Source organism: Enterovibrio nigricans DSM 22720 (assembly GCF_900167155.1).
GTDB lineage: Bacteria > Pseudomonadota > Gammaproteobacteria > Enterobacterales > Vibrionaceae > Enterovibrio > Enterovibrio nigricans.
On record NZ_FUXU01000001.1, the window covers coordinates 157780 to 170026 of the forward strand.

The 12247-nt window shown below is 47.8% G+C and carries 8 protein-coding genes and 2 pseudogenes; 6 read left to right on the forward strand and 4 right to left on the reverse strand.

What is annotated here, in order from left to right:
- The first annotated feature begins 82 nt into the window (after positions 1 to 82).
- The 3 genes and pseudogenes from B5D35_RS00635 to B5D35_RS00645 all read left to right on the forward strand — a co-directional run bounded on the left by B5D35_RS00635 (position 83) and on the right by B5D35_RS00645 (position 1836).
- Positions 83 to 694 (forward strand): TRIC cation channel family protein, encoded by a 612-nt coding sequence (locus tag B5D35_RS00635; RefSeq protein WP_078750699.1) that lies wholly within the window; start codon positions 83 to 85, stop codon positions 692 to 694.
- Positions 695 to 841: 147 nt separating this feature from the next.
- Positions 842 to 1257, forward strand: a pseudogene (locus tag B5D35_RS00640) (VOC family protein).
- Between the two features lie 27 nt (positions 1258 to 1284).
- Positions 1285 to 1836, forward strand: a complete 552-nt coding sequence (locus tag B5D35_RS00645; protein ID WP_078750700.1) for a flavodoxin family protein — start codon at positions 1285 to 1287, stop codon at positions 1834 to 1836.
- Positions 1837 to 1877: 41 nt separating this feature from the next.
- Here B5D35_RS00645 and tyrS read toward each other — a convergent pair whose 3' ends face one another.
- Positions 1878 to 3065: a tyrosine--tRNA ligase gene (gene tyrS / locus B5D35_RS00650; protein ID WP_078750701.1), complete on the reverse strand. Its 1188-nt coding sequence runs from the start codon at positions 3063 to 3065 to the stop codon at positions 1878 to 1880.
- Between the two features lie 188 nt (positions 3066 to 3253).
- On the opposite strand from tyrS, the gene shyC reads away from it, so the two are divergent.
- Complete coding sequence (gene shyC / locus B5D35_RS00655; protein WP_078750702.1) at positions 3254 to 4573, forward strand: peptidoglycan DD-endopeptidase ShyC; 1320 nt, start codon at positions 3254 to 3256, stop codon at positions 4571 to 4573.
- A 57-nt stretch (positions 4574 to 4630) separates the two neighbouring features.
- On the opposite strand, the pseudogene B5D35_RS00660 reads toward shyC, so the two are convergent.
- The 3 genes and pseudogenes from B5D35_RS00660 to erpA form a co-directional block, all read right to left on the reverse strand.
- Positions 4631 to 7806 (reverse strand): annotated as a pseudogene (locus tag B5D35_RS00660) (efflux RND transporter permease subunit).
- A gap of 11 nt (positions 7807 to 7817) precedes the next feature.
- A complete protein-coding gene (locus tag B5D35_RS00665) occupies positions 7818 to 8906 on the reverse strand; it encodes an efflux RND transporter periplasmic adaptor subunit (protein ID WP_078750703.1) in 1089 nt (362 codons plus the stop codon).
- Between the two features lie 118 nt (positions 8907 to 9024).
- Positions 9025 to 9366 carry an iron-sulfur cluster insertion protein ErpA gene (erpA, locus tag B5D35_RS00670; protein ID WP_078750704.1) on the reverse strand — a complete coding sequence of 114 codons (342 nt, stop codon included), beginning with the start codon at positions 9364 to 9366 and terminating at the stop codon, positions 9025 to 9027.
- 223 nt (positions 9367 to 9589) lie between these two features.
- Between erpA and hemL the strand changes: the two genes are divergently transcribed.
- Together hemL and B5D35_RS00680 are read left to right on the forward strand one after the other, a co-directional pair.
- Positions 9590 to 10879, forward strand: coding sequence for a glutamate-1-semialdehyde 2,1-aminomutase (hemL, locus tag B5D35_RS00675; protein WP_078750705.1), 1290 nt, complete (start codon positions 9590 to 9592; stop codon positions 10877 to 10879).
- Between the two features lie 266 nt (positions 10880 to 11145).
- Positions 11146 to 12231 (forward strand): AI-2E family transporter, encoded by a 1086-nt coding sequence (locus tag B5D35_RS00680; RefSeq protein WP_078750706.1) that lies wholly within the window; start codon positions 11146 to 11148, stop codon positions 12229 to 12231.
- Positions 12232 to 12247: the final 16 nt, after the last annotated feature.

Below are 12247 nucleotides of genomic sequence, written 5' to 3' on the forward strand. Positions count from 1 at the left end.
AAGTGATTACTTCGGATTGCTAGGGCATATCTTTGACGTAAAATCGCGCCGCTTTTTACGTTTTATAATGAGATAGCCCTTCATGCTTTTATATATTCTGGATATGTTCGGCACCGTCGTGTTTGCGGTGTCGGGGGTATTATTGGCAGGCAAGCTCCGCATGGATCCCTTTGGGGTTGTGGTGCTGGCCATGGTGACCGCCATTGGCGGAGGAACAATCCGGGATATGGTACTCGGTGCAACCCCAGTTTTCTGGGTTAATGAGCCGGAATATCTCTGGGTGATCCTCATTACCTGCCTGTTGAGCATGCTACTGATCCGCCACCCTAGACGCTTGCCTTGGTATGTACTCCCTGTAGCGGATGCTATTGGCCTTGCCGTCTTTGTCGCTATCGGTGTCGATAAAGCGCTGAGCTACGGCGCCTCACCCATTGTGGCGGTTATAATGGGTGTCCTAACCGGATGTGGCGGCGGTATTCTTCGCGATGTGCTTGCCAGAGAAATACCGATGGTCTTGCGAACAGAAGTGTATGCCACAGCCTGTATTGCAGGAGGCATCATGCATACGCTTGTCCTTGCGTCAAATGCTGGGGCTGAATTTGCCTCGATTGTCGGTATGATCACCACCCTCTCCATTCGACTCGCAGCGATTCGCTGGCACCTTTCTCTCCCTACCTTTGCGCTAAGCAAGTAAGCGAACGAATGATAAATGCGCACTGCCTTTGCAGTGCGTTTTTTTATACCTGTCGCACCATTAATAAAGCAATAGCTTTACATAAGTGCGTTTGCGACTATTATGTAAACAAGTAACTTTACTAAATTGACCACAAAGGAGATCACCATGGGCAGTTATGTCGAACACGCCAATATCACGGTGAATAACCTCAAAAGCACTATTCACTTTCTGCAGTCCGCGATGCCAGACTTCAAAGTCCGTGGAGAAGGTCGCAACCAGCACTACGGCTGGTGCCATCTGGGGACTGACACCTCTTACATTGCCTTACAGGAAGTAGTGATTGATAAAGCCGTCGAGCGCATTCCCTACCGCCAATTAGGTACGAACCACATCGGTTTTGTCGTCGACGATGTCACCACAGTATCTGAGCGACTGAACAGTAAAGGCTTTACCCAGTGGAATTCAATAAAAGCCATCCAAGCCGAATTCGTGCCTATTTTTTGGATGGCGATGGCATCGAATGGGAGTTCACTGAATACCTCACCGATGCAATGGAAAGCCGCAACGACTACCTGTTGTAACGACATCAAATTCAAGGAAGAAAGAGAATGAAGAATATCGCCATCGTTTACTATTCCAAAAACGGCACCACTGACGCGTTAGCACAAGCTATTGCTCACGGTGCTGAATCAAAAGGTGCAAAGGTCTTTGCTCACCGTATTCAAGGCTCAGAGATCATTGAGGGGCGCTTTCAAAACGCTGCATTGTTAGAAAAGCTACCCGAAATGGATGCCATTGTTTTTGGCACTCCAACTTACATGGGTGGCCCATCGGCACAATTCAAAGCCTTTGCAGACGCTAGCAGCCCTAGTTGGTCAAAGCAGCAATGGAAAAACAAGCTGGCCGCGGGTTTTACTATTGGAAGTAGTCCCTGTGGTGAACTCCAAAGTACCATGGAGTATTTATACACTCTGTCTACCCAACACAGTATGCTTTGGGCTGGTATTGATGTGCCAGAGGGAACAAGCAGTACCAATTTCAACCGTCTAGGGGCATCAGTTGGCGTTATAGCCTTGGACGACCAAGAGGACGGTATAAACCCCATCGACGCGAAAACAGCCATCCGTCTTGGGGAGCGTGTAGCAGAATTACTGGTATAAAAAAGGCACCTTTCGGTGCCTTTTTCATCGTATTTATCGCATTATGCCAGCGTGATGCGAGCAAACTTACGCTTACCAACTTGGTATACTGCAGTACCTACTGCTGGAACCAGTTTGGTGTCGTCCAGTTTTTCGCCATCCATCTTCACCGCACCTTGGCGGATCATACGCATTGCGTCAGAAGTTGAACCCACGAGGTTCGCATCTTTCAGCAAGTTGGCGATTGCCACGCCTTGTTCAAAGGTAAATTCAGGCATTTCATCTGGCATTGCGCCTTTCTGGAAACGGTTAATGAATTCCGCTTCTGCCGCTTCCGCCTCTGCTTCAGAGTGGAAGCGCGCAATGATCTCTTTTGCTAGTAAGATCTTCACATCACGTGGATTCTTACCACCTTCGATGTCAGCTTTAAATTGTGCGATTTCTTCCAGAGGACGGAATGACAACAATTCATAGTAGTTCCACATCAGATCATCAGAAATCGACATGATTTTACCGAACATTTCGTTCGGTACGTCACTGATGCCAATGTAGTTATGGGCTGATTTCGACATTTTCTTAACGCCGTCTAAACCCACCAGCAATGGCATAGTGATCACTGCTTGCTGAGATTGGCCGTTTTGCTTTTGCAGTTCACGTCCCATTAGCAAGTTGAATTTCTGGTCGGTACCACCCAATTCCACATCAGCCTTCAAAGCAACGGAATCGTAGCCTTGCAGCAGCGGGTAGATAAACTCATGAATCGCAATTGGCTGGTTATTGCTGTAGCGTTTTTTAAAATCATCACGCTCAAGCATACGAGCAACCGTTGAGCTTGCAGCTAGACGAATCATACCGTCAGTGCCCAGCTCGCTCAGCCACGTTGAGTTAAACTCAATGCGCGTCTTCGCTGGATCCAGAATCTTGAAGATCTGCTCTTTATACGTTTCTGCGTTTTTCAGAACTTGCTCACGCGTCAACGGCGGACGCGTTGTGTTCTTGCCGCTTGGGTCACCTACCATCGCGGTATAATCACCGATCAGGAAGATAACTTCATGGCCCAGCTCCTGGAATGCACGCAGTTTATTCATGATCACCGTGTGACCCAAGTGAATATCTGGTGCAGTTGGATCCGCGCCCAACTTGATGCGAAGAGAACGGTTCTCTTTCAATTTCGCTATGAGTCCCTCTTCAGGAATCAACTCCTCAACACCACGCTTGATTTCAGCTAGCGCGGCTTCAATGCTCGCCATATTTTATCGCTCCCACAGAATCGGCAAATTTTCGTAAAGCGACATACTACTTGAATAGCGAGGATATTTGAAACCAGTTAAACTTACACAAAGCGAAAAGGAATTCACGGGCCGATCGAATTTTCGAAGGAATTGGCATAAAGCAAGTGTGTTCTAGATAAATTTTATTTCTTAGTGACTGTTTCTTAATGCCTGTTAAAAAATTAAAAGCGATCCCACAGCTACACCGCATTCTTATTACGGCGATTAGCGCATTACTTGTTGTGCTGATTTTGATCCCTTCAGAAACACCAGCACAACATCCCGATGCGAGGTTTCAGATCGGTAAACAATATAGTGTCCCGCTTGAAATAAGCTCTCTCTTACCACCGGAAGACGACATGCCGTTACTCAGTGTTCCCTTGACACTGGAATGGCAAAAGTTTGTCGTGCAACCGGGCGAAAGTTTAGCTGTCATTTTTGATCGCGTCGGCATCAGCCCGACTACCTTGTACCGTTTTATTAACAGTGACAAAGGCACAAAATCACTCACCGCACTGAATGTCGGAGATGAAATCCACATTGGCTTTGACGAGAACGGCCTCTTTACCCAGCTGATTCAACCGAAAAGTGCCAACGAAAAGCTAATTGTTAATCGCATTGGCGATGACTTCGTTTCTCATGTCGAATCCAAGCAAATCGATACCCAAGTGAATTTCGCTTCAGCCACCATCAATTCCAGCTTTTGGAATGCAGGTGTCAGCGCGGGGCTTAACGCCAATCAAATCATGGAGTTGGCAGGAATTTTTGGTTGGGATATCGACTTTGCATTGGATATCCGCCAGGGCGACAAATTCTCCGTCCTGTTTGAAGAACAACTGGTTGAAGGGGAGTTGATTGGCCGCGGAAACATTCTGGCAGCAACCTTTACCAACCAAGGCGAGACCTTCACAGCAATCCGCGCCATGTCGGGTAAGTACTATGACGAAAACGGCCGAGCGATGAAAAAGGCCTTTTTACGCTCTCCGGTTAACTTCCGTTACGTCAGCTCCAATTTCAATCCACGCCGTCTACACCCTGTTACAGGGCAAAGAAAAGCACACCGCGGTACCGACTATGTTGCTCCCGTGGGCACCCCTATTTGGGCCGCTGGTGATGGTATTGTCCAGAAGTCGGCTTATAACAAATACAACGGAAACTATGTCTTTATTCGCCACAGCTCTACTTATATCACCAAGTACCTGCACCTGACCAAACGTAGAGTGAAGACAGGTCAACGTGTGAAGCAGGGCCAGACCATCGGTACGCTTGGCGGCACTGGCCGCGTTACCGGCCCGCACCTTCACTACGAATTCTTGGTCAATGGCGTTCACAAAAACCCAAGAACCGTAAGCCTGCCTCAAGCCACATCGCTATCAGGCAAAGAGAAAACTGAATTCCTAACAATGGCAAAAGACAGAATGTCTCAGCTCAACAAATTCAGTCAATTACTCGCCTCAATCGGTACTATTGAACGGGTGTCGTCATAAACAAAAAAAGCAGCGCGAATGCGCTGCTTTTTTTCCTGAACCGAATGACAATGTCACCTATGCTTCCGCACCAACTTCTCGGTAAGTGGCTTTGGGAGGCTCTTCCTTTTTGCCATCTGATAGCAATGCTTCAATATCACGCACGCTATTATTGGCTTTTGGCTCCCTCGCCAGCATGAGTAAACAAGGCGTAAGTACAAGAGTCAGGACTGTTGAGAATGCCAATCCCCCAGCCACAGCGGTTGCTAACTGCGACCACCACTGAGTACTCGGCGCACCAAATTCAACACCTCGATTAAGCAGATCTACGTTCATCTCCAACACCATTGGCAACAAACCCAAAATCGTGGTGACGGTAGTAAAAAGTACGGGTCGTAAACGCTGAGCACCGGTGCGAATAATGGCCTCCGCTTTGGCTATGCCTCTGCGACGCAATACATTGTAGGTATCAATAAGAACAATGTTGTTGTTCACAACTATCCCAGCCAACGTGATCACCCCGACGCCAGACATGATGACGCCAAAAGGTCTCTGGAAAATCAACAGACCTAAAAACACACCCACAGTGGAAAACAGCACTGCACTCAATATCAGAAAGGCTTGATAGAAGCTATTGAACTGCGTGATGAGTATCAGCGCCATTGCGCCCAATGCTGCCAAAAATGCACTTATCAAAAACGCCTGACTTTCCTCTTGTTCTTCGTTTTGCCCTCGAATGCGAATGTCGACGCCCTCTGGAAAATTCAACGCCTCTATTTTCGCTTTCAGGCCAGGGAGGGCTAAGCTTAGGTTTTCCCCTTCAGCCATATCTGCCATTACTTTTACCACGCGCAGTCCGTCAACACGGTCAATATTGCCTTGCTTTACATCCGGCTTAATCGTCGCAAAGTTAGTTATAGGCACCAGACCATAGGGCGTATTTACGCGAAGCTCATCGAATCGCCCGATATCTCGCTTATCTTCGGGGTAACGGACAAGAATATCGACTTCTTCGTCAGCATCATCTGGAAGATAATCGCCAATTTTCAAACCATTTGTCACAAACTGAACGGTGTTACCTACGATTGTCGCATCCGCACCAAAACGCGCTGCATCTGCTCTATCGATATCAATCGTCCAATCAATACCTGGTTTCGTCAGCGTATCGCTGAAGTTGGTAAATTCTGGATTCTCCTCCGAAGGTTACGAACTTGCTTTGCCGCAGACTCCAGCCATTTTGTATTATCTGCAATCACCTCTATCGATAAATCATGCTCACTCGGCGGCCCGGCATCCGGTTTTTTAAATTCCAGCTCTATGCCGGATAGATCTGCGGTTTTATCACGAAGCTCTTGGATAATTACATTAACCTTACGGCGATCCTGCCAAGCGACGGGCTTCATCTGGATCACCCCGATTTCGTCATCCCCACCCGTTTTGGTATAAACACTTTCAATTTCGTCCAAGCCCAACACACGTTGCTCAACTTCTTTCATCAGTGTGTCTTGCTCGTGGATCGATAAATCACCGTAGGAACGTACCTTAATATTAAAAAAAGCAGGGTCTACGTCAGGGAAAAACTCTGTGCCTAAGCCTGATTTGTCGTAAGTAAAACCCACACCAGCCGCGACAAATATGGCTGCTACCAAGATTTTAAAAGGGTGTTTTATCGCGACAGAGAGTGTTTTTATATAGGCACGCGTAATGCCTGTGGCCTGTTCAAACTCGCCTCGCTCTATCGCTTGCATTCTGGTCTTTTGCTTTAACGATAGAGGCAGTGGTTTACCGAACAAACTTCCCAAAACAGGAACGAAAAGTAACGCCATTATCAGCGACGCAGACAAGGTGGCGATGAGAGTCAGTGGCATATACCCCATGAACTCACCCGTAATCCCCGGCCAGAACAGTAAGGGGGCAAACGCGGCTAACGTCGTCGCCGTCGATGCAATAATTGGCCACGCCATGCGGTGGGCAGCTTCTTGATACGCCTTCTTTCTATCAACACCTTCACGCATACGTCGATCGGCGTACTCAGTGACGACAATAGCACCATCTACCAATAGACCCACGGCCATGATTAGGGAAAAAAGAACCACGATATTGATCGTTAAACCCGACAGCCCGAGCACGACCAAGCCCGTTAAAAAAGAACCTGGAATGGAAATCCCCACCAACAACGCCGTTCTTGCCCCCAATATGGCAATAATAACGATCACAACCAAGAGCACTGCTGACAGGATGTTATTCTGCAGATCCGTCAGCATAGTGCGCACATTTTCAGAGCCGTCCCAGGTATATTTCACTTGCAGTGCACCCGGCCATTGTGACGACGCTTTGGCTTCAACGATCACGGCTTTCACTAGCTCAACCGTTTCAATGATGTTTTCACCCGCTCGCTTTTTCACATCCAGTACAACCGCGGTTTTACCGTCTAATCGAGCAAAGCTTTCAGGATCTTTAAATGCACGTCGAACCGTTGCAACATCTCCGACGGTAACGACTTGTATACCATCTGTTTTGATCGGCAGATCTAGCACATCCGTAACTGACTCAAACACTGACGGTACTTTGACCGAGAAACGTCCATAACCTGTATCCACATATCCAGCCGCGACAACTCGATTGTTCCTGGATACCAAGTTAAAGATGTCTTCCTGATCCAAGCCATAGCTTTCAAGCAATAGCGGTTCGACGATGATCTCCACCACATCGTCTCTGTCACCGGCAATCTCGACTTCCAGAACCTGCTTAAAGCCTTCTAATTTTTCCTGAAGTTTACGCGCGATGTTTACAATGGCACGCTCGGACACATCGCCATAGAGGGCTACGGACAATACTGGCTGTTGATTTGCGAGTGTAATTTCATTAACGGTGGGCTCATCACTGTCATCAGGAAGACGCGGTTTCACAAGGTCAACAGCCTCACGAACATCTGCCATCGCCTGATCAAGATCGACACCTACGTTGAATTCCAGCGTGACAGAAGCGTGGCCTTCTGACGCAATTGCCGTCATCTCTTTAATGCCCTCAATAGAACGGAGTTCTTGTTCTACTGGGCGAACCAAAAGCCTTTCTGCATCTTCTGACGATATGCCTTCATGACCCACTGACACGTAAATCACAGGGATCGTAATATCAGGATCAGATTCTTTGGGAATAGTTTGATAGGTATAAAAACCTGCAACGATGAGAAATATCAGCAGGGTAACCATCGTCCGTGTACGTGCTAAGGAGGCATCGATTAGGTTAGTCACCGTCGTTCTCCTTACTGTGCTTGAGATTCACGAACGGCAATGACATCGTCGCCATCACGCACAAATCCCTGCCCTTTCGTTATCACCTCAACCTGATCGCCCAACCCTGATAACCACACGCCATCTTGCTCAGCCTTGACGACTTTAGCTGGGATAAAAGCGACTTTATTATCGGTCAGGATTTTCACACCTAGGTTGCCTTTTTCATCGAGAGCCAGCATAGATGGATTCAGCTTCACCGCCTGTTGTTCATCCAAAATCAGATCAACTTCAGCACTAATACCAGCAGGTAGAGCTTGCTGTGGATTGGGGATTTCAAGTTCTATCAAAAAGGTATTTGTAGTCGGAGATGCAATACTGGATTGATAGCGAAGTGTCCCCGCTTTTTCGGTGCCATTGACCAAAATAATACGCGCAGGATAATTCGCATTCACATGACTGATATGCTTTTCACTCACGTCCGCGGTGACAATCAGCGGATTAAGATCAACGATGGTTGCAATAGGATCGCCAACGCTCAGGTAGTCACCCACTTCCACCATCAGATCATCAACTATCCCATCAAAAGGTGCACGCACTTCCGTGTTAGACAGAGCAAGATTGAGGTTTTCAACAGTTGCTTTTGCATCAATAAGATTGGCTTCCGCTAGCGAAAAGGCCACTTCTCCTTGCAACCCTTTCTTCTTCAAAGACTTTGCGGCGTTGAACTCTTTTTGACGCACAATTAACAGTGACTTCGCACGCGCTAATTGAGCTTCACGATCAGCTTTATCTATGTTGACCAGAAGCTCGCCTTTTTCCACAAAAGCGCCTTTTTTTGCACGCACGGAAACGATACGGCCATCGGCTTCTGCAGAAATGGTGGCATCCCTGTCAGGTGCCGTTCTTCCATAGAGTGAAATTGAACGCGTAACAGGCTCGGTCATGAAGGTCTCAACCGAGACACGGCTTAGAGGTGCCTCAGATTTCTCTTCTTGGACGGTTACTTCAGCTTCGCTGTCTCCACTGCCTATCCAAAAAACAAGTACGAACAACAATACCAGTGAATAGATCCATGGGCGCTGCGAGAGAAAAGAGACTATTGTGCCTGCATTCGCCATTGTATTCGTCCTAACGCGGTTACTGCAGAAAATTGAAACAGGCTCGTTCCATCTGGCCTGTAGAGAATCAAAGGGCCGCTTAATTCAGCGACCCATTGTTCAATGAGTGTCTAATACTTTACACACTGAAGGACGCACCACAACCACAAGTTGTGGTTGCGTTAGGGTTGTTAACGAAGAAACGTGAGCCTTCTAACCCTTCTGTGTAATCTACTTCGCCACCAAGAAGATATTGCAGGCTCATTGGGTCAACGACCAAGGTCACACCGCTGTTTTCAATTGTCATGTCGCCATCATTGACGCTTTCATCAAACGTAAAACCATATTGGAAGCCGCTACAACCACCACCGGTAATGTATACGCGCAGCTTCAGGTTAGGGTTTTCTTCTTCTTGGATCAGCGTCTTAACCTTAATCGCTGCCGCGTCAGTAAATTTCAGCGGCAATGGGGCATCACTCATTTCAACCTCACAAACTTCTTCTTATATAGTGCCGCATTATCCAATACCTGACTATTTTGTTCAAGTATTGCTCATCTTTACCAAAGAGAGTCTGCGGGAGGTCGAAATATACACCAATATCGGTGTGGATGTGATGCTTACCTCATCAACAAACTCGCCTGAGAATCGAGCATCCCTTACAATACGCCAACACAAAATAAAAATTCAGGCCTAGGAAAGAACCATGACCAAATCAGCCGAGTTATTCCAGCAAGCCCGCAAAACAATCCCTGGCGGTGTGAACTCTCCGGTTCGTGCATTCGCCGGTGTTGGCGGTGACCCTATTTTCATTGAGCGTGCAGACGGCGCATACATCTACGATGCAGACGGCAAAGTTTATATTGATTACGTCGGTTCTTGGGGGCCAATGATTCTGGGCCATAACCACCCAGCTATTCGTGACGCAGTGATCGCCGCAGCGCAAAACGGCTTGAGCTTCGGTGCACCGACTGCTCGTGAAATCACATTGGCAGAACTAGTGAGCCAATTGGTGCCATCGATGGAAATGGTACGCATGGTGAGCTCAGGTACTGAAGCGACTATGAGTGCAATTCGTCTGGCGCGTGGTTTTACTCGCCGCGATAAATTCATCAAGTTTGAAGGCTGTTACCACGGCCATGCTGACTGCCTGCTTGTAAAAGCGGGCTCAGGAATGCTCACACTGGGTGAACCTACCTCCCCTGGCGTACCCGCAGATTTTGCAAAGCATACCCTGACGTGTACTTACAATGACTTGCACTCTGTACGTGCTGCTTTTGAGCAGTTCCCAGAAGACATTTCGTGCATCATCGTAGAACCGGTTGCGGGTAACATGAACTGTATCCCACCACAAGAAGGCTTCTTGGAAGGCCTGCGTGCACTGTGTGACGAATTTGGCGCACTGCTAATTTTCGATGAAGTGATGACGGGTTTCCGCGTAGCTCTGGGTGGCGCACAAGCGCATTACAACATCAAACCGGATCTGACAACGCTGGGCAAAGTCATTGGTGGTGGTATGCCAGTGGGTGCATTCGGTGGTCGCCGTGACGTGATGGAATACATCGCGCCAACAGGCCCGATTTACCAAGCAGGTACTCTGTCAGGTAACCCAGTTGCGATGGCGGCGGGTGAAGCCGCACTGAACGAGCTGCGCAAAGAGGGCAATGAAACTCATTTGGCAAGTATCACCAAACGCCTGGCTGACGGATTTAAAGCGGCTGCAGAAAAAAATGGTATCGCACTGGCCACTAACCAAGTGGGTGGCATGTTTGGTTTCTTCTTTACCGATAAAGAAGCAATCACCTGTTTTGCTGATGTACAGCAATGTGATATCGACGCATTCAAGCGCTTCTTTCACCTGATGCTAGAGGAAGGTATTTACCTTGCGCCTTCGGCGTTCGAAGCAAGCTTCACTTCCCTTGCTCATGGCGAGACAGAGTTAGAAGCAACATTGGCAGCAGCCGATCGTGCATTTGCCAAATTGGCGGCTAAATAAGCCCAAAAGCACGCATAGCATGGTTCAAAAGCGGAGCTCTGGCTCCGCTTTTTTGTTGAGCTATTGCCAGTTGACGATCACCAGTAATAACAACACACCAAAGATGACGAAAGGCAGCGTAATTTTGCGTTTTTTCTTGGACTGACATTGACCTTCGCAACACGGCACAATATTTATCCTTTTTCCATTAAAAGTCACAACGTATCATACGCCTCAAACTACACTGTTCTCCAGATCTCTCTGGCGACAATAAAAGGAGCCTATGAATGGCATCATCATTTAAGGTTGAACCGAGGCACTGGACACTTATTGGCGCATTAGCACTCGCTGCATACGCCTGTTACGCACTTATTGCCCCCTATATGGGTTCAATCGTCCTTGCATTCATTGTGTCGCTGCTATTCTTCCCCGTACACGACCGCATAGAGCATAGACTTAAATCTCATCCAAACATCGCCGCTGCACTGTCATGCACACTCTTGACCGTCATTATCATTATCCCAATGACATTTGTCGCCATCGCCATTCTTCGTCAAGGTATCACCTTTTTTACAGGGGCTTACGAATGGTTAAGTACAGGAGGGGCGAAAGAAATTCTTTCCATGACGTTTGTGCAATCGTCTTTGCAGTATCTCAACAAGTGGCTCCCTTTCGACTCTATTCAACCTCAGGAACTGATCTCTCGCGCAGCATCAACGGTCTCCTCGTTGAGTTCTGAGATGATAGGGATGAGCTCAAAAATACTCGGCGATGTAACGGGCGTACTCGTCAATTTCTTATTGATGTTGTTCGTGTTGTTCTTCTTGCTGCGTGACCACGAGAAAATCATTCAGACCCTGCGCCACGTCAGCCCTCTTTCTCGAACTCAAGAGGATATGATCCTCGATGAAGTCGAAAAAGTCGCTAAATCTGCAGTAATGGGTTCTTTTTTAACTGCACTCGCTCAAGGTTTCGTGGGTGGATTTGCGATGTGGATTGCAGGCTTCGCTGGTCTTTTCTGGGGAACAATGATGGCATTCGCCTCATTTATTCCAGTCGTCGGTACCGCACTCATTTGGGTTCCCGCTTCCGGGTATTTACTCCTGACTGGTGAATGGCAGTGGGCGCTGTTCTTAGCAATTTGGGGCGTCGTCGTCGTCGGCTCGGTTGATAACATTCTGCGTCCGCTACTCATGCAGGGCAATTCGGGCATGAATACCTTGCTGATCTTCTTCTCTTTGATTGGTGGTCTTCAGGTTTATGGCCTGATGGGTTTGGTTTACGGCCCTATTATTTTTTCGCTGACCCTGGTTCTGTTTCGTATGTATGAAGCAGAGTTCCACAACTTTCTAGAGAAACAGGACAACACCTGACAATCTTGATGCGCGG